The following is a 17,838-nucleotide window of genomic DNA, read 5'->3' on the forward strand; positions in this document are numbered from 1 at the left end:
TTGAAAAAGCCGGAAGTTTCCTTCCGGCTTTCGTAATCATCAAGGGAGCAAGGATTTTACCCCGCCAGTCCCGACAGTACCTTCACCAGACCCTGTGTCGAGCTGTCATGGCCGGCTGCACTTTCCTTGCCTTCAACGACGGGAAGCAGGCCGGTTGCCAGTTCCTTGCCAAGCTCCACACCCCACTGGTCGAAGGAGTTGATGCGGAACAGCACGCCTTCCACGAAGACGCGGTGTTCGTAGAGCGCGATCAGACGGCCAAGCGCAAATGGCGTCAGCTTGTCGTAGACGAAGGTAATGGACGGGCGGTTGCCGGTGAAAACGCGGTGCGGCGCGATGAAATCGGCTTGGCTGTCTTCCATGCCCTTGGAGGTGAGCTGAGCTTTCGCTTCGGCCAGCGTGCGGCCCTTCATCAGGGCTTCCGACTGCGCCAGGCAATTGGCGATGAGAAGCTGGTGCTGATGGCGCAGTTCCGGTTCGAAACCGTTGGCGGCGATCATGAATTCCGCCGGAATGACGCTCGTGCCCTGGTGGATGAGCTGGTAGAAGGCGTGCTGGCCATTGGTGCCGGGTTCGCCCCAGACGACCGGGCCGGACTGGCCTTCGACAGGTGTCCCGTCGATCGTCACGCCCTTGCCGTTCGATTCCATGTCGAGTTGCTGCAGATAGGCAGGGAAACGCGACAGGCGCTGGTCATAGGGCAGGATCGCCCGCGTGGAATAGTTCAGCACGTTGCGGTGATAAAATCCGATGAGACCGAGCAGCATCGGCAGGTTTTCACGGATCGGCGCCTCGCGGAAATGCTTGTCCATGGCATGCGCGCCATCCAGAAACTTTCCGAAATTCTCCGGCCCGATGGCGATCATCAGCGGCAGGCCGATAGCCGACCAGATCGAATAACGTCCGCCAACCCAGTCCCAGAAACCGAAGATGCGATCGCTCTCGATGCCGAAGGCGGCAACCTTTTCCAATGCTGTCGAAACGGCGGCGAAATGGTGCTTCACAGCCTCTTCACCCAGCTTTTCGGCAATGAAACGGCGCGCGGTCGCGGCATTCGTCATCGTTTCGATTGTGGTGAAGGTTTTGGAGGCGACGATGAAGAGCGAGGTCTCGGGATCAACGAGCTTCAGCGTGTCGGCAATATGCGCGCCATCGATATTGGAGACGAAATGCGCACGCGGACCATCATGGAAAGGCGCAAGCGCCAGCGTCGCCATGACGGGGCCGAGATCGGAGCCGCCGATACCGATATTGATGATGTCGGTGATCTTCTTGCCGGTCGCACCTTTCAGGGAACCGGAGCGAATGGCGTCGGCAAACTTGCCCATGGCGGTAAGAACGGCGTTCACATCCGGCATCACATCCTTGCCGTCAACGAGAACCGGCGTGTTGGAGCGATTGCGCAGTGCGGTGTGCAACACGGCACGATCTTCGGTGAAATTGATCGCCTTGCCGGAGAACATCTTCTCGCGCTTTGCCTCGACGCCACCGTCGCGCGCCAGCTGTTCGAGAAGCGTGACGATTTCGTCATTAATAGCGCATTTGGAATAGTCCATCAGCAGGTCATCGAATTTGGCGCTGAAACGGCTGAATCGTTTGTCGTCGGCCGCAAAAGCAGCGCGCAGATCGGTTGCGGCTGTGCTGCTTGCCGTTGCTTTCAGTTTTTCGATGGTGGCCTGCATCTCGTGCTCCTCGGCTTCCTGGAAGGATGAGGAAACTATTCTTTTTCAGGCGACCAAATCAAGGCGACTTCGGTAAAAGAAATGGACTGGGAGAAAAGAAAAGAGCCGGTCACCCGGCTCTCGTCCTTTAGTTCAGATTGCGCAACTCACGCCGCAAGATCTTGCCGACGTTCGATTTCGGCAGCTCCGTTCGGAACTCGATGATTTTCGGCCGTTTGTAGTTTGTCAGGCTTTTGGCGCAGAAGGCCTTGAGTTCCGCTTCCGTCAGCGACTGATCCTTCTTGACGACGAAAAGCTTGACGGTCTCGCCGGAATGTTCGTCGGGAACCCCGATTGCCGCGCATTCCAACACGCCGGGATGGCTGGCGGCCACTTCCTCGATCTCGTTCGGATAGACGTTGAAACCGGAAACGAGGATCATGTCCTTCTTGCGGTCGACGATCTTGGTGTAGCCGCGCTCGTCCATGAAGCCCATGTCGCCTGAACGGAAGAAGCCGTCTTCGGTCATTGCTTTCGCGGTTTCATCCGGCCGCTGCCAGTAACCGGCCATGACCTGCGGCCCGCGAATGCAGATCTCGCCGACCTCGCCGGTCGGCAGGCTTTTGCCTTCCTCGTCGCGAATGTCGATTTCCGTAGAGGAAATAGGCAGGCCGATGGTGCCGCTGAATTCCGTGGCATCGAGTCTGTTAACGGTGGCAACGGGCGATGTTTCCGATAGCCCGTAACCTTCGGCGATCGGGCAGCCGACCATGGAAAGCCAACGCTCGGCCACCGGCCTCTGCACCGCCATGCCGCCGCCGAGAACGAGAATGAGCGAGGACAGATCGAGCTTGCGGAAATCCTCATTGTTCATCAGCGCGTTGAACAGCGTATTGATACCCGGAAAAATATGCGGTCGATAATGCGACAACTCCTTCACGAAGCCGGGAATATCGCGTGGATTGGCGATCAGCAGGTTATGGCCGCCAAGCGCGATGCCCATCAGCGAATTCACTGTCAGTGCAAAGATGTGGCACAGGGGCAGCGCGCAGATGAAGTTGAGGACTTCTGGACGGTCCTTGCGTTGGGTGAAAGCGGCATCCAGCCACAGGCTGATCTGGGCCTTGTTGGCCAGAAGATTGGCGTGGGTGAGGATCGCACCTTTGGAAATGCCCGTCGTTCCGCCGGTATATTGCAGGAATGCGATATCCTGCGGCAGGAGGCGGACCGCCTTCAGGGAAAATCCCTGACCTTCCTTCAACACGGCCTTGAAGCTGATGGAGCCGGGAATAGCGTAGGCCGGCACCAGTTTCTTCACCTTGCGAACCACAAGATTGACGATATGTCCCTTGAGGCCGAGGAGATCACCCATGGCTGCAACGACAACATGTCTGACCGCGGTTTTCGGCACCGCCTGCTGCGCCACATGGGCGAAATTCTCCAGTACGAAAAGCGCTTTTGAGCCGGAATCCTTCAGCTGGTGTTCCAGCTCGCGCGGCGTATAGAGCGGATTGACGTTGACCACGATCATGCCTGCCCGCAAAATTCCGTATACGGCGACGGGGTTCTGCAGGATATTCGGCATCATCACCGCAACCCGGTCGCCTTTTTCCAGCCCTCTGGATTGCAGCCACGCGGCCACCGCGCGGGTTTCAATATCCAGATCCCGGTAGGTCAGGGACTTTCCCATGCTGGAAAAGGCCTTCCTGTCGGCAAATTTCGCGCAGCTCTTTTCGAGAAGTTCGACAAGGGAGGTATTGGCGGATGCGGGGATTTCGGAAGGTACGCCCGGCGGGTAGGATGCCAGCCAGCGCTTCTCTGCGCTGACATTTTCCGGATGTCCCAGGGACAATTCACTCATGCTTCTCCTCCCAGAGTCTCTGTCGCGCCGTGCGTTCGATGGAACGCATGAAAGGCGCTATAAGCTGCCTGATCATCATGAGACCCCCAATCAACCGGCGTAATGGCCGGATTGAGGGAACCGCATGTGGCGTCACCGGATCGACTGCTCCTCCGCTCCCCGATGACGAATGATAGACGTCTAATCACCTGACGTCCATCGTATCGGCAAAGCCTATTTAACTCTAACGTAAACGTCAATATTCCTGCCGAACATCTCGCAACCTCGTGAATGGAAACCTATTTTCCCCGCCTTTTGACTTTAATCCTGATTTGAGCGATCAACATAATTCGCAAAGCAGGGCAGGATTGGAAATGGCAGGCAACGCAGCGCTTGAACTGAAATCGGTCGGAAAAAGATTCGGCGATACGGATGTATTGTCCGATATCGATCTGACCGTCGAACGCGGCGAAATCATTTGTCTGGTGGGACGTTCCGGCTGTGGAAAATCGACCCTGCTGCGCATTATAGCGGGTGTGGAGACGCCGGATCATGGCAGCGTTTGCGTGAATGGCGCAGTCGTTGCTGGTCCGGCTGGTTTCGTGGAACCGGAAAAGCGCAATATCGGTTTCGTCTTTCAGGATTATGCGCTCTTCCCGCATCTCACCGTCGAACAGAATGTGATGTTTGGTCTCAGGTCATTGCCAAAGGCCGAGGCCCGCCGCCGGGCTGCGGAGATGATCGAGCACGTTCATCTGCAGGAGTTGGCCAAGCGCTATCCCCACACGCTTTCGGGCGGTGAGCAGCAGCGCGTAGCCCTCGCCCGCGCCCTTGCCCCGCAACCGGGCCTGCTGTTGATGGATGAGCCCTTTTCCAATCTGGACCGGGGATTGCGCGACACTGTGCGCGAGGAAACGCTGGGCGTCCTGCGGCAACTGGGCACGACGGCGATCATGGTCACCCATGATCCGGAAGAAGCGCTTTCCGCCGGCGATCGTGTGGTGCTGATGCAGCGCGGTCGTATCGTCCAGAGCGGCACGGGCTACGAAATCCACGATCATCCCAAAAGCCGCTACGCCGCCGATTTTTTCTGCGCCTTCAACAAGATCGAGGGCAGGGTGAGGGAGGGGCGCGTGGAAACGCCGCTCGGGCCTCTGGGCGATGCGTCCGGTCTGGCGGAAGGTCTTGCCGCCACCGCCTATGTTCGCCCCAATGCGATTTCGATCATCGAGGACAGCGCTGCGAAAGACGGGATTGCCGGCGAAATATCAAGTCGTGTGTTTCTCGGCGAGATCGAACAACTCGGCATAGCCGTTCCCGGCCTTCCAGCCGACCTGCGCGTTAGGACGATGCAGCGCACACCCGCCAAGACCAAGGCCGTGCGCTTCGGCATCGATCCGAAGGGTGTCCTGATATTTACCTGAAGTTGAATGAGTGGATTTGCATGTTTATTTTCGCTCCATTTTCAACTGTTGGTGATCGAAACCCTCCTGAAAACGGCCAAATAAAACTTGATTTGATACGTCATGTATGATGTTTGCTCCCCCTATATTGCGCCATCGAAGAGGGAGACACACCATGACGAAATTTGCCAAACTTGCCCTGCTTGCCAGCACGGTCGCCTTTGCAGCGGGATCAGTCAGCGCTGCTGAACTGAACATCTACACCACGAGAGAGCCGGCCCTGATCCAGCCCCTGCTGGAATCCTTCACGGCCTCCAGCGGTGTCAAGGTCAACACCGTATTCCTCAAGGATGGCCTTGCAGAGCGCGTTCTGAGCGAGGGCGCAAGCTCACCTGCCGACGTGCTGATGACGGTGGATGCCGGCAATCTCGTCGATCTCGCGGAAAAGGGTGTTACCCAGCCGGTTGAATCCGAAACCCTGAACAAGGCGATTCCGGCGGAACTTCGCGACGCCAAGGGCCACTGGTTCGCACTTTCCATGCGTGCCCGCGTTCTCTATGCGGCGAAGGATCTCGACCTTGCCTCCTTCAACTATGAAGACCTGGCAGATGCGAAGTGGAAGGGCAAGATCTGCATTCGCGCCGGCCAGCATCCCTATAATACGGCTCTCTTTGCCGACTACATCGCTCACTATGGCGCAGCGGACACCGAAAAGTGGCTTGCCGGCGTCAAGGAAAACCTGGCCCGCAAGGCAGGCGGCGGTGACCGTGACGTTGCCAAGGATATCCTCGGCGGCATTTGCGATATCGGCATCGCCAACTCCTATTATGTCGGCCTGATGCGCTCGGGCAAGGGCGGCGAGGAGCAGGTGAAGTGGGGCGACGCGATCAAGGTCGTTCTGCCGACGTTCAAGAATGGTGGCACGCAGGTCAACATCAGCGGTGCGGCTGTTGCCAAGAACGCTCCGAACAAGGCCGAAGCCGTCAAGCTTCTGGAATACCTTGTTTCGGACGAAGCCCAGAAGATGTATGCCGAAGCCAACTTCGAATATCCGGTCAGGCAGGGCGCTGCACTCAACGACATCGTTGCCTCCTTCGGCACCCTGAAGGTTGACAACAAGTCGCTGACGGAGATCGTCTCTCATCGCAAACAGGCGAGCGAGCTGGTCGACAAGGTCGGTTTCGACCAGTAAAGGCCAATTGGCGACAACAAGTTGGAAGGCGTTCGCATCCGCGGGCGCCTTTCCCTGTATTTTCAAGAAGCTCATGAATCCAGACGCCGTCCAGCCATTGATGCCCCGCGCAAGACCAAGGTTTTCATCCTCCTTCTGGTGGCTGAGCCTGTCTCTGGCAGCGGTCTGTGGCGCCATGCTGCCGGTTCTGGCACTCGTCTCGCAGGCGGTGCAGGGGTCTGATGGCCTGTGGTCCCATCTCGGTTCCAGCGTGATTTTGACGGCTTTGCCGGATACCGCAGTTCTGATGCTCGGCGTCGGGTTGCTGGCCGGTGTTATCGGCACATTTGCCGCCTGGCTGGTTACGGCCTATGATTTTCCCGGCCGCAAAATACTGGAATGGGCGCTGCTGCTGCCGCTCGCCATGCCCACCTATATCGTCGCTTACGCCTATCTCGATATCCTGCATCCGATCGGGCCGGTGCAGGGGGCGATCCGCTGGCTGCTGGGCTATTCCAGCCCGCGTGAATTCCGCCTGCCGGACATAAGGTCCATGACGGGCTGCATCATCCTGCTCGGTTTCGTGCTGTTTCCCTATGTCTATATTCCCGTGCGCGCCATGTTCCTCACGCAGGCGGGCAACCTGCTTGAAGCGGCACGCACGCTTGGCGTTTCCAGACGCGCGGCTTTCTTCAAGGTTGCGGTGCCTTTGGCGCGCCCGGCCGTCGCGGTCGGCATCAGCCTTGCCCTGATGGAAGCGCTGAACGATATCGGCGCATCGGAATTCCTTGGTGTCCGAACACTCACCGTTTCGGTCTATACCACATGGGTCACGAAATCCGACCTGCCCGGTGCGGCGCAGATCGCGCTTTCCATGTTATTCATCGTGGTTGCCCTCGTGGCATTTGAACGATGGGCGCGGCGCAAGCAGCGTTATACCGTGTCGGCGCAGAAAAGCAGGGAACTGGAGCCTGTGCGTCTCACCGGTCTTAAAGCTTGCGGTGCCTTTGCGCTCGGCAGCCTGCCGGTTCTGATCGGCTTCGTGGCGCCGGCAAGCTACCTCGTCACCGAGGCATGGAAGCGTTTCCGGTTCAGCGGACTGTCGTCCCGTTTTGCCGATGAGGCTCTGAATACCATCCTCTTTGCCGGACTGGCGACGGCGATCACCCTCGTCCTCGGCCTTGCGGTCGCTTACGCGATGCGCCTTGCTCCGGGACGCCTCTCGCTCTGGTCCTACCGGCTTTCCACGGTAGGTTACGCGGCCCCCGGCACGGTCATCGCCATAGGTGTACTGATTGCGCTTGGCGGCTTCGACCGGTTTGTCGACCAGACCATGCGCGACTGGTTCGGCATATCCACCGGCCTCATTTTCATCGGCAGCGGTGCGGCCCTGATTTACGCCTATTCGGCGCGGTTCCTCACCATTGCGGCTGGCGGCGTCGATGCCGGCCTGAGCCGTATCCCGCAATCCTTCGATCACGCTTCGCGAACACTGGGACGATCCGCAACACAGACATTCCGACAGATCCATCTGCCGCTTTCAAAGGCATCGCTGGCCGCCGCCGCATTGTTGATCTTCGTCGATTGCGTCAAGGAACTTCCCGCCACCCTCCTGTTGCGGCCCTTGAATTTCGAGACTTTCGCGACCCATCTTTACGGTGAGGCGGCGCGTGGCACCTACGAGGAAGCGTCGATTGCGGCACTGGCGATCGTCGTCATCGGCATCCTGCCGGTCATGCAGCTTGCAAGGATCGGGCGGCGCAAGAGCTGACGCTTGCGCCATAAATGACAGGCGCAAAACTGTGCGAGAAGCCAATAAGCTTCAAATCTCCCCAGAAAACGACAAGCATCCGGCCTTAATCCTGATGTAAATACTCAGCTTAATTGAGGTGCTGCGGCCTGCCGTATATAAACGTCGGCCGTGATCTGTTTCGGGGCATATCTTGAAAAATTTGCATGAGATGTTTTTGGGCCGCCTGGCTTTGGGAACGGCTGCCATTGTTTTGATGGCGCCATTGGTAGGTCACGCACAGCAGACGACCGTCCTGCGGGAGATCACCGTCGAGGGGCAGGGCGCGGAAAACGCCACTGGTCCGGTCCGGGGGTACGTTGCGAAGAAAAGCGCGACGGGTTCGAAAACTGAGACGGAAACGAAGGACATTCCCCAGTCCGTATCGGTCGTCGGCCGCAAGGAAATGGATGACCGCGGTGTCGTGACCAAGATCGACGAGGTACTGCGCTACACGCCCGGCGTAACAGCGGAGCCTTTCGGCACCGATCCGGATACGGACTGGTTTTACATTCGCGGTTTCCAGGCAACCCAGACCGGCGTGTTTCTGGATGGGCTGAACCTGTTCAGCTACGGTTTCGGCGGTTTCCAGATGGATGCCTATGGTTTGGAGCGGGTGGAGGTGCTGAAGGGACCGGCTTCGGTGCTCTACGGCGGCGCCAATCCCGGCGGCATCGTGCAGATGGTTCGCAAGCGCCCGCAGGATGAGCCAGTCCGCGAAACGGAAATCGGCATCAACAATTTCGGCAATGCCTTCTTCGGTTTTGATCTCGGCGACAAGGTTGACGGTGAGGGCGTGTGGAAATACCGCGTCACTGGCAAGGTCTCGGGCGGCGATAATTACACCGACTACTCCGAGGATCTGCGTGGCTTCATCATGCCGCAGATCACCTTCGAGCCGGATGCTCAGACCAGTGCCACGCTCTACGGCTATTTCTCGGCGCTGGATCAGGTCCATGTCGGTAATGGCTTCCTGCCCTATGTAGGCACTGTGGTTGACGCACCTTTCGGCAAGCTCGACCGCAAGGCCTTTTATGGCGAGCCTGATATCGACAATGGTCGCGTCTACCAGTCCATGGTGGGTTACGAAGTCAGCCACGAATTCGACAATGGCTGGAAGATCAGCCAAAACGCCCGCTACGGCCACCTCTACAAGCACGAAACCGGACCCTATGCGGGCGGCTGGGCCAATACCGACGCCAATGGCCAGCCAATCCTCGATGCCAGCACCAATGACTATATGCTGACCCGCTTTGGTTATGACGGCCTGTCGAAGGTCGACAGTTTCGGCGTCGACAACCGCGTCGAAGGCCAGTTCGATACCGGTGCTGTCAGCCATTCGTTGCTCTTCGGTCTCGATTATAAATACTACAAGCTGGATCAGGTGCAGGCGTGCTGCGGATCGAATGCGATCGGTGCGCTCAACCCGGTCTATGGTTCGACGCAGGGAACGAATTTCGTCTACTCCAATAACGTCGTGACGCAGCAGCAGATCGGCATCTATGCACAGGACCAGCTGCGTTTCGGCGATGGCTGGCTGGTAACGCTGAACGGGCGCTACGATTACGTCGCTACCGAACTGAACAACAGGCTGCCAGCGGGTGTGTCTCGCCGCTCAAATGACGATGCGCTGAGCGGTCGCGCCGGTCTTGCCTATGAATTCGACAATGGCCTGACGCCCTATGTCTCGGCGGCCACCTTCTTCAATCCGCTCATCGATACACTTGCGGACGGCAGCTCCGCCGTACCCGAGGAAGGACATCAGTTCGAGGCCGGTATCAAATACGAGCCGACCTTCTTCGATGGCAGCATCACCGCCTCTGTCTTCAAGCTTGTTAAGGACAACGCCATCGTTTCCTATACCGCCGGCGGCGTAACGACGAGCGGCCAGTTCGGACAGGTGGAGTCTACCGGCTTTGAGCTGGAGGCGAAGGCCAATCTCACCGACAACTGGAAAACCATTGCCTCCTATTCCTATACCGATCTCGATATCACCAAGGACGCCAATCCTAACCTGATCGGCAAATCGCCGTGGATCGTGCCTGCTCACACCGCGTCGCTTTGGGTGGATTACGCCTTCACCGATGATACGTTTGAAGGCCTCAGCATTGGCGGCGGCGTGCGTTATCAGGGCAAGTCCTGGGCAGATGCGGCAAACACGCTGCGTGTTCCGGATGCTGCGGTCTTCGATGCCGCGATCCGCTACGAGAAGAACGACTGGACGGCATCCGTCAACGTCGCGAATGTCTTCGACAAGGAATACGTCAAGAGTTGCGCCGGCGTCTCGGTTTGCGGCTGGGGTGACAGCCGCACCATCACCTTCAAGCTTTCCAAGAAGTGGTAACGGGTAGCTAGTAGTTGCGGGAAAAATAGTTTGCCCCTATAAACATGAATAATCTTATCATGTTTATAGGGGCGCCTTTGCGCCTTGCGGGATCGAGAGGCCATGGCTTTCCGCGTTCGGATGGAAAATGAGATCGAGGGCTTTGCCGTCATCGGCGGCCCACGCTCGCGGGTGTGGAACGGCATCGTCGCCGATCTCTGGGACGTGCGTTGCGCATCGAAGGCGGGTGGCCGCTATGTCGGCAAGGACCCGCGTTTCGTTTTCCTGCTCGATATGGATGGGACGGATGATGGCCGGTTCATGATGAACCGTAGCCGCCGCGACAATTACGCGTCATCCGAAGCGAACCGCATTTCCTTCGTACCGGCCGACCTGGATGTACATGCGGAACTCAGCAATGTTTCCTTCGTGCGCCATCTCGATCTGCACTTCGATGCGGGATTGCTGGGGGCGCGGCTGGTGCAGGGGTTCGATCCGCACGGGTTGCTCGATCCGCACCTGATGTTCGAGGATGAGCGCCTGCTGGTGCTTGCGCGGCTGATCGCCGCCGAATGTGATAATCCAGACCCTTTGCACGATCTATACGGCGAAAGCCTCGTGCTGGCGCTGTTGACGGATTTCCTCAAGGTGAAGCGGGAGCCGGTCAAAAAACGCAGCAAGCTGGCCTCCTGGCAGTTGAGGGCGGCGACCGATTACATTCGCGAACATTGCCTGCGGTCGATAAGGCTGGAGGAACTGGCAGAACTCACCAACCTGTCGCAATCCCATTTCAGCCACGCCTTCAAGGCGTCGACAGGCGTACCGCCGCATCAATGGCAGATGCAGGCGCGTATCGATCGGGTCAAGGACCTGATGATGCGAACCGACATGGCGCTGACCGACATCGCCATCGCAGCCGGGTTTTCGGATCAGGCGCATTTTTCCCGCGTCTTCCGTAAAATGGTCGGCGTTTCTCCTTCCGTCTGGCAAAAAATCCGCCAATAGGGCTTTTTCCGCGCCTCCTGATCCGCGTCTTCAGTCCGCAGCGCGCGAAAAGCTTCGGAACGAATTTCCGGCGGAGGGGTTTACCAGGCGTAATACTCACGAGGAAAAACCAAGGAGGAAAGACGTTATGTTGCATCAAGAACCCCGTGCCGGGCAGGACCCTTACGTAAAGGATACACCGAGCCTGATCGCCAGCGACAAGGTTGAAGGCACGCGCGTCTATGGCGCCGATGGCAAGCATATCGGCTCGATCCAGCGTATCATTCTGGAAAAACGCGGCGGCCGTGTCGCTTATGCGGTTTTGAGCTTCGGTGGCTTTTTCGGAATCGGCGACGACTATTATCCGCTGCCGTGGGAAAAGTTGCATTATGACGAAGAGCTTGACGGCTATCGCATCGATCTTACCAAAGAGCAGATCGAAAATGCGCCTCACTTCGCCAACCTCGACGACGATGACCTGCTGCATGCGCGAGACCGCAAGGTTTACGACTACTACGGCGTCGCACCTTACTAGATGTAGATCGAACGAAATATAGCAAGCATGAAAATGGCCCCTTTCGAGGGGCCATTTGTCGTCTGAATATGGTCAGTGCGGATTTTTCTGCATCTCGGAAACCGCATCGGTAAAGCACTTGCGCGCTTCCTCCGGCGATTTGCGTCCATCAAGCGCAGCGCGGCAGGCGCTTCTGGCTCTCACGAAACTCAATCCGCGAATTTTGGGCCAGCCTTCCGTCAATAACATCAGTGCCTCGAACGGGCCGGCGATAACGCTTTTGCCCTTCGCCTCGAGATTGACCTCGACAGGCTCTGTCCATCTCTCGTTCTTCATCGTGCACCTCCCAGAGCAACGCGATCCCGAAATACACCCGACAGCAAAGCAACCCATGAACGCAGCCGTGTGTTACCGCTGATTAGAATAAGCGCAAGCGATCGAATTGACAACGGTGATCAACGAAAGCCGAAAAACGAAAGAATCGCCAGAACGATGACGACGAGGCCCACGATGTAGATGATCTGGTTCATGATTTTCTCCTTAGCTGGTGTCATCACCATAACGTGAGGGAGAAGATGAGGTTCCAGTCGGCATTACGAATTTAATCACGTACTAAAATATTGTGCGCATCTGATGGTTGTCCCGTCATATGCCGCGCAAATTTCATTTGCGCAGGATCACCCAGATCGCGTGAATGATGCCGGGAATGTAGCCGCAAAGCGTGAGCAGGATATTCAACCAGAAATGCAGGCCAAGTCCGACCTGGAGAAACACGCCAACCGGCGGAAGAATGATGGCGATAAGAATACGAAGGACATCCACGATGGCAGGCTTTCCATTTGATTGCGACTTGCTGCTCAACGTGCGGACGCCCGTTTGGTTTCAAAGGTTTTATGATTGCAGCAGCAGCGCCAAATGACGATTTCCGCCAGTGGACAACGCCGCGCCAAAGACAACTCGATGTCGGAAATGAATTTTTTAGGAAGAAATGGTGCCGCTTACGTGACTCGAACACGTGACCCCGTCATTACGAATGACGTGCTCTACCAACTGAGCTAAAGCGGCCCGATTGTGACCCGTTTGTTACGGATCAGCTTCATGGCGGGCTGATACAGGCAATGCTGACGGATTTCAAGCCTTGAATGCGCGGGTTTCGAAAAATCCGAAAAAAAGCTTTGCCTGCCCGTTGTTTATAGGTGGCCTCAGCCTCTCGCGCAGATGCGCTGTCTGGCTGCCTCATACTCGCGTACCAGCCGATCGACGAGGTCAGCCACCGGCTCCACCACCTTGACCGCGCCGATGCCTTGTCCGGCGCCCCAGATATCCTTCCAGGCCTTTGCGCCGCCGGTGGCGGTTTCGAAGTCCATCTTGGAAGGGTCCGCTTCCGGCAGGTTGTCGGGGTCCATGCCTGAGGCGACGATCGAGCTTTTCAGGTAGTTGCCGTGTACGCCCGTGAAATAGTTCGAATAAACGATGTCCTTGGCCTGTGCCTCCACGATCGCCTGCTTGTAAGCGTCGGAGGCCCGGGCTTCCTGCGTCGCGATGAAGGGGGAGCCTATATAGGCCATATCCGCGCCCATGGCCTGCGCCGCAAGGATGGAGCCGCCATTGGCGATGGCGCCAGCCAGCAGCAGGGGGCCATCAAACCATTCGCGGATTTCCTGAACCAGGGCGAAGGGCGAAAGCGTGCCCGCATGTCCGCCGGCACCCGTTGCCACTGCAATCAGCCCGTCCGCGCCCTTGCGGATGGCGGAGCGGGCGTGGCGATCGTTGATGACATCATGCAGCACGATACCGCCATAGGAATGCACGGCCGCATTGACTTCCGGTACTGCACCAAGCGAGGAAATCACCACCGGCACCTTGTATTTGACGCAGAGGCCGAGATCGTGTTCCAGCCGCCGGTTGGACATATGTACGATCTGGTTGACGGCGAAAGGAGCGGCCGGGCGCTCGGGGTTGGCCCTGTTGTGGGCGGCCAGCTCCTCGGTGATCATTGCCAGCCATTCGTCCAGCTGGCTTTCGGGCCGCGCATTCAGCGCCGGGAAAGCGCCGATGACGCCCGCCTTGCATTGCGCCAGCGTCAATTGCGGATGCGAAATAATGAATAGCGGTGACGCTATGACCGGAAGACGCAGATTGTCTTTCAGCACGGACGGCAGCATGTCTCCTCCCACGGATTACGTTTACGCGCACGTAAGTCAATATCGTGTTCGGTGGCGGATTGAAAGCGAAAACAGCGTCGCACTGGCCCGCCGGACCTGCGCTCGCAGCGCCACAATGGATCGATTTTCCCCAAGGCAATCCGGTCTTTATCGCAAACGATGCTTGCGGAGGCGCGGCATAGCCGTTACCGAATCGTAAACCAATGGCGCACTGCCACATATTTTTTGCGAAGAGCAGTAGAATAAGGATCGGTCGTGAGCGGACTGGAAACGGCAATCAGAAATGCTCTGGAAAAATCGGACAGATCGAACGCCGAAGTTCGTGCACGAATTTACCAATCGTCCCGTCAGGCACTGGAAGCGGGCCTGCGCAAGCAGGGCATAGACGACCCGCAGATTGTGGGCCAGCAGCGCCAGCGGCTCGAAAGCCTGATCCATGTTATAGAGAACGAAGAGCGGAACCGTCTTCTGGACAGGGTGGAGCAGCAGTTGCGGCCGCCTGTGCCGGAAAGTGCGGCGCATGACGGCCCCTCGGTCGATCCCGTCTCACAATCGCAGCATCACGGCGATATGGCCGTCGAGCCGGAATTGCGTGGCGAAACGCGCGATGTGCGGCCGGGCGCCGCTGCGGCTCCGGAACCGCTGAGTGCTGGACGTCGTAGTGGAAAACCGCCAAGGAGAGGCTCCAGCGCAGGTGACGCCTCGCTCGCGTTTCGTCCGGAAGGTGCCGTTGGCCGCCGCAAGCGTCGCGGACTTTTCGCCCGGCTTTTCATGCTCGTGACACTGCTTGCCTTTGTAGGTTTCGGCGCCTGGTGGGTCTATTCCTCCGGCCTGCTGCTCACGCCGGAGCAGCGCGATACCAGCGTGCCCAATCCGCCGGCACAAGTCCAGGCGGAGGACTTCAACGGTACCGAGCCCGCGCCGAGCCTTTCCGCCGGCCGCGGTTTTTCCGACGACTGGGTGGAAGTATTTAATGCGGAGCGCGGCAGTTCCGGAGTTTCGGCAGGCTCCCGCGCCAGTGTCGAGAACATCGCCACACCCGCCGGCAAGGCGATACGGGTGACGTCGAGAAGCGTCTCTCAGGACGGCGCAATCAGCGTCGAGGTTCCGGTGGAAGTGATGCGCGACATGGCGGGTAAATCCTCGACCATCTCGATCACGCTGCAATCCTCCAGCGATCGGCAAACTCAGGTTTCCGTAGCATGCGATTTCGCCACGTTGGGCGATTGCTCCCGTCACCGTTTCACGGCAACGGCCGAGCGTGCGGATATGCTGCTGAACACGACGTTCGAGCGTTCGCTTGCCCCGAATGCGCCCGGCAAGATCTTCATCAACAGCGATATCGATGGCAATGCCCGCCCGGTGAACCTGTACTCCGTGCGCATTTTGCCGGGTCAGTAAGAATCCAGCAAGAAGAGGGAACAAGCGCCGCAGCCGGGGCGCTTGTTGACGTCTCCCAGTCTTATTTCAGAAAACCCGGTCCTGATCCAAGGATCTTGTCGTCGATTTCGCCAATCGCCTTTTTGTCCTTGCCGTCGTAGTCAAGCGTATTGAGGATGTGGCGAATGAGGTTCACCCTCGCACGGCGTTTGTCGTTGGCGCGCACCACCGTCCACGGGGCGACATCGGTGTGGGTCTTTTCCAGCATCTCGTCGCGCTTTTGTGTGTAGTCGTCCCACTTCGTCAGCGCGGCGATATCCATGTCGGAAAGCTTCCAGCATTTCAGCGGGCTGTGGCGACGGTCATGGAAGCGCTCGATCTGCGTTTCGCGGCCGATATCAAGCCAGAACTTGAACAGATGAACACCCTCATGGACCAGCATCTTTTCGAGGCGTGGTGTTTCCTTGAGAAAGCGCTTGTGCTCTTCCGGGGTGCAGAAGCCCATAACAGGCTCCACCCCGGCGCGGTTATACCAGGAACGGTCGAAGAGGACGAATTCTCCAGCCGTCGGGAAATGCGAGATATAGCGCTGGAAATACCATTGGCCACGCTCGGTCTCGGTTGGTTTGGTCAGCGCCACGACACGGGCATAGCGGGGGTTGAGGTAAGCGTGGGCCGCAAAGATCGCGCCGCCCTTTCCGGCGGCATCGCGTCCTTCGAAGACAGCCATCACCCGTTTGCCGGTGGCCTGCAGCCAGAACTGCACCTTGACCAGCTCAACCTGCAGCGCCTCGAGGGTGGCGTCGTATTCCTCCCGCTTCATCTTTTTGTCGTAAGGAAAATCTCCGGCGGAAAGCTTCTTCTCCTCCACCCAGTCGGGAAGAACCGGATCGTCGATGTCGAAGCTGCGCAGCTTGCCGCCAATGGTGATCTCCACCGATCGCTTCTTCGTTTCTTCGCCCATGCTTTCCTCCTGATGTTGTTGTGTAAAGGCAACTCGCTGCCAATGAGTTCATATCCACCCGCATAATTCAAGTGAAAGAGGATTGGTTAGCCGGAGTGCTACCGCAGTGACGATTGCGGCGCAGATTTTGCGCATATACGCTGTGGAAAATACGCGATGATGAATCTCTGTCATGAAGCTGGCCTATGAGACTCCGATGCGCTGTCAGGTGAAAGTGGAAAGTGTGCTGAAATGGCAGTCATGAAAGGCGAGAGTGGATTGAAGCTTTTTGCGAAAAAGCTTGGCCGAAACTGGTTGCCTGTTCTCGTCGTCAGCATGCTTGCCGTCGCTGCCGTTTCTGAGTTGCAAACGCCCTATATGCCCGCCGTCCTGTGGCTCTGTGCCGTCATCGCTATTTTGACCGCTCGGCAAAAGCCGGAGGAGCCGGCTAAGGATGAAACCGCAGCTGCTGAGGCGGAAGAGCCTGATGTGCCCGGCGAAAACGTCATTTCCGGGGTGAGGGCGGGTCTGGCCGTTCTGGATACGCCGGTCTTCATCCTCGATAAAAACGCAGGCGTGCTTTATCAGAACGGCGCGGCGGAACGCGCCTTTGGCCAGCTTCCGGCCGGCGCGCATATTTCCGCCCGGCTGCGTTCGCCGGGCTTGCTGGATGTCATTCGCGAGACCATCACCACCGGCCAGCCCAACCAGGTCGAGCATTCCGAGCGTTTTCCCTCAGAGCGGGTCTTCATCGTCCGCATTGCCCGGGCGGATGCGGGAGAGGCAGCGGGTCCACCGTTCTACATCCTGTCGTTCCGCGATGTTTCGGAGCTTCGCCGCATCGACCGCATGCGCAGCGACTTCGTCGCCAATGCAAGCCATGAATTGCGCACCCCGCTCGCCTCGCTGCGCGGTTTCATCGAAACCATGCAGGGGCCGGCCCGCAACGACCCCAAAGCGCAGGAACGTTTCCTCGCCATCATGCTGGATCAGGCCACACGCATGAGCAGGCTGGTGGATGACCTCATGTCGCTTTCGAGGCTGGAATTGCGGGCGAATATTGCGCCGGACCAGAAGGTCGATCTCGTCCCAGTCATCGGCCATGTCCGGGATGCGCTGCTGCCGCTCGCCAACGAGCTGGATGTGGTTATTACGCTGCATCTGCCCGACCGGCCGGCAGAAGTGCAGGGCGACCGCGACGAGCTGGTGCAAGTGTTTCAGAACCTCGTTGAAAATGCTTGTAAATATGGCCAGGAAGGCAAGGTCGTGGATGTCTGGCTGCGTGCCGAACCCGGTAAGCCGGTGGAGGTGAGCGTCATTGACAAGGGGCCGGGCATTCCTGCCGAACATGTGCCGCGTCTGACGGAACGGTTTTACCGCGTCAGTGTCGCTGACAGTCGCTCCAAAAAAGGGACCGGCCTCGGGCTTGCCATCGTCAAGCACATCCTCACCCGCCACCGCGCCCGCCTCATCATTAAATCGGAACTGGGCAATGGCACGGACTTTACCGTCAGATTCTGACATAGAGTACGTTACAGTCTTTAGCTTCGAAAAATTTTATAAATAAAATCAATAATTTAGGCTGTCACAAATCTTTCACCGAAGTGACATAAAAGGAAGTGGTTACGGTGGTTAAGAAGAGACCGCCGAGCGCATGCTAAGAGC

General features: G+C 58.0%; 14 protein-coding genes and 1 tRNA gene. 8 read left to right on the top strand and 7 right to left on the bottom strand.

The features are described from left to right. Positions 1-56: 56 nt before the first annotated feature. Positions 57-1,682, bottom strand: a complete 1,626-nt coding sequence (pgi, locus tag AC1DCP_RS01640) for a glucose-6-phosphate isomerase (protein WP_013635408.1) — start codon at positions 1,680-1,682, stop codon at positions 57-59. Positions 1,683-1,809: 127 nt separating this feature from the next. After that, positions 1,810-3,522, bottom strand: coding sequence for a long-chain fatty acid--CoA ligase (locus tag AC1DCP_RS01645; protein WP_003514883.1), 1,713 nt, complete (start codon positions 3,520-3,522; stop codon positions 1,810-1,812). 353 nt (positions 3,523-3,875) lie between these two features. Between AC1DCP_RS01645 and AC1DCP_RS01650 the strand changes: the two genes are divergently transcribed. From AC1DCP_RS01650 to AC1DCP_RS01675, 6 genes are all read left to right on the top strand, one after another. Beyond that, positions 3,876-4,925, top strand: coding sequence for an ABC transporter ATP-binding protein (locus AC1DCP_RS01650; RefSeq protein WP_013635410.1), 1,050 nt, complete (start codon positions 3,876-3,878; stop codon positions 4,923-4,925). A gap of 154 nt (positions 4,926-5,079) precedes the next feature. Further along, positions 5,080-6,096 (top strand): extracellular solute-binding protein, encoded by a 1,017-nt coding sequence (locus AC1DCP_RS01655; RefSeq protein ID WP_065688368.1) that lies wholly within the window; start codon positions 5,080-5,082, stop codon positions 6,094-6,096. A 73-nt stretch (positions 6,097-6,169) separates the two neighbouring features. After that, positions 6,170-7,846, top strand: coding sequence for an ABC transporter permease (locus AC1DCP_RS01660; protein WP_026330643.1), 1,677 nt, complete (start codon positions 6,170-6,172; stop codon positions 7,844-7,846). Between the two features lie 172 nt (positions 7,847-8,018). Continuing rightward, positions 8,019-10,208, top strand: coding sequence for a TonB-dependent siderophore receptor (locus AC1DCP_RS01665; protein ID WP_081308559.1), 2,190 nt, complete (start codon positions 8,019-8,021; stop codon positions 10,206-10,208). Positions 10,209-10,310: 102 nt separating this feature from the next. Next, positions 10,311-11,192 carry a helix-turn-helix transcriptional regulator gene (locus AC1DCP_RS01670; RefSeq protein ID WP_003514892.1) on the top strand — a complete coding sequence of 294 codons (882 nt, stop codon included), beginning with the start codon at positions 10,311-10,313 and terminating at the stop codon, positions 11,190-11,192. A 127-nt stretch (positions 11,193-11,319) separates the two neighbouring features. Next, positions 11,320-11,706: a PRC-barrel domain-containing protein gene (locus tag AC1DCP_RS01675; RefSeq protein ID WP_476774115.1), complete on the top strand. Its 387-nt coding sequence runs from the start codon at positions 11,320-11,322 to the stop codon at positions 11,704-11,706. Between the two features lie 72 nt (positions 11,707-11,778). Here the strand turns inward: AC1DCP_RS01675 and AC1DCP_RS01680 are convergent, their stop codons facing one another. From AC1DCP_RS01680 to AC1DCP_RS01695, 4 genes are all read right to left on the bottom strand, one after another. Then, entirely contained in the window at positions 11,779-12,021 is a 243-nt protein-coding gene (locus AC1DCP_RS01680; protein WP_003514896.1) for a DUF982 domain-containing protein, read from the bottom strand. Positions 12,022-12,348: 327 nt separating this feature from the next. Next, complete coding sequence (locus AC1DCP_RS01685) at positions 12,349-12,507, bottom strand: YqaE/Pmp3 family membrane protein (protein WP_003514897.1); 159 nt, start codon at positions 12,505-12,507, stop codon at positions 12,349-12,351. A 167-nt stretch (positions 12,508-12,674) separates the two neighbouring features. Next, positions 12,675-12,750: transfer RNA gene (locus tag AC1DCP_RS01690), tRNA-Thr, on the bottom strand. 137 nt (positions 12,751-12,887) lie between these two features. After that, complete coding sequence (locus AC1DCP_RS01695; RefSeq protein WP_065661405.1) at positions 12,888-13,850, bottom strand: NAD(P)H-dependent flavin oxidoreductase; 963 nt, start codon at positions 13,848-13,850, stop codon at positions 12,888-12,890. Positions 13,851-14,105: 255 nt separating this feature from the next. Here AC1DCP_RS01695 and AC1DCP_RS01700 point away from each other — a divergent pair, with 255 nt between their 5' ends. After that, positions 14,106-15,251, top strand: coding sequence for a hypothetical protein (locus AC1DCP_RS01700; RefSeq protein WP_065688366.1), 1,146 nt, complete (start codon positions 14,106-14,108; stop codon positions 15,249-15,251). Positions 15,252-15,312: 61 nt separating this feature from the next. Here the strand turns inward: AC1DCP_RS01700 and ppk2 are convergent, their stop codons facing one another. Next, positions 15,313-16,194 carry a polyphosphate kinase 2 gene (gene ppk2 / locus AC1DCP_RS01705; protein ID WP_003514903.1) on the bottom strand — a complete coding sequence of 294 codons (882 nt, stop codon included), beginning with the start codon at positions 16,192-16,194 and terminating at the stop codon, positions 15,313-15,315. A gap of 240 nt (positions 16,195-16,434) precedes the next feature. Between ppk2 and phoR the strand changes: the two genes are divergently transcribed. Continuing rightward, entirely contained in the window at positions 16,435-17,694 is a 1,260-nt protein-coding gene (phoR, locus tag AC1DCP_RS01710; protein ID WP_046205579.1) for a phosphate regulon sensor histidine kinase PhoR, read from the top strand. The last annotated feature ends 144 nt before the right edge of the window (positions 17,695-17,838 follow it).

It is taken from the genome of Agrobacterium sp. 10T429 (assembly GCF_056393925.1).

Bases quoted from the DNA above. Each gene is read 5' to 3' on its own strand.
- AC1DCP_RS01655 (WP_065688368.1), top strand. From the start codon at position 5,080: ATGACGAAATTTGCCAAACTTGCCCTGCTTGCCAGCACGGTCGCCTTT.
- AC1DCP_RS01695 (WP_065661405.1), bottom strand. From the start codon at position 13,850: ATGCTGCCGTCCGTGCTGAAAGACAATCTGCGTCTTCCGGTCATAGCG.
- AC1DCP_RS01680 (WP_003514896.1), bottom strand. From the start codon at position 12,021: ATGAAGAACGAGAGATGGACAGAGCCTGTCGAGGTCAATCTCGAGGCG.
- AC1DCP_RS01645 (WP_003514883.1), bottom strand. From the start codon at position 3,522: ATGAGTGAATTGTCCCTGGGACATCCGGAAAATGTCAGCGCAGAGAAG.
- AC1DCP_RS01675 (WP_476774115.1), top strand. From the start codon at position 11,320: ATGTTGCATCAAGAACCCCGTGCCGGGCAGGACCCTTACGTAAAGGAT.
- ppk2 (WP_003514903.1), bottom strand. From the start codon at position 16,194: ATGGGCGAAGAAACGAAGAAGCGATCGGTGGAGATCACCATTGGCGGC.
- AC1DCP_RS01660 (WP_026330643.1), top strand. From the start codon at position 6,170: ATGAATCCAGACGCCGTCCAGCCATTGATGCCCCGCGCAAGACCAAGG.
- AC1DCP_RS01650 (WP_013635410.1), top strand. From the start codon at position 3,876: ATGGCAGGCAACGCAGCGCTTGAACTGAAATCGGTCGGAAAAAGATTC.
- AC1DCP_RS01670 (WP_003514892.1), top strand. From the start codon at position 10,311: ATGGCTTTCCGCGTTCGGATGGAAAATGAGATCGAGGGCTTTGCCGTC.
- pgi (WP_013635408.1), bottom strand. From the start codon at position 1,682: ATGCAGGCCACCATCGAAAAACTGAAAGCAACGGCAAGCAGCACAGCC.
- phoR (WP_046205579.1), top strand. From the start codon at position 16,435: ATGAAAGGCGAGAGTGGATTGAAGCTTTTTGCGAAAAAGCTTGGCCGA.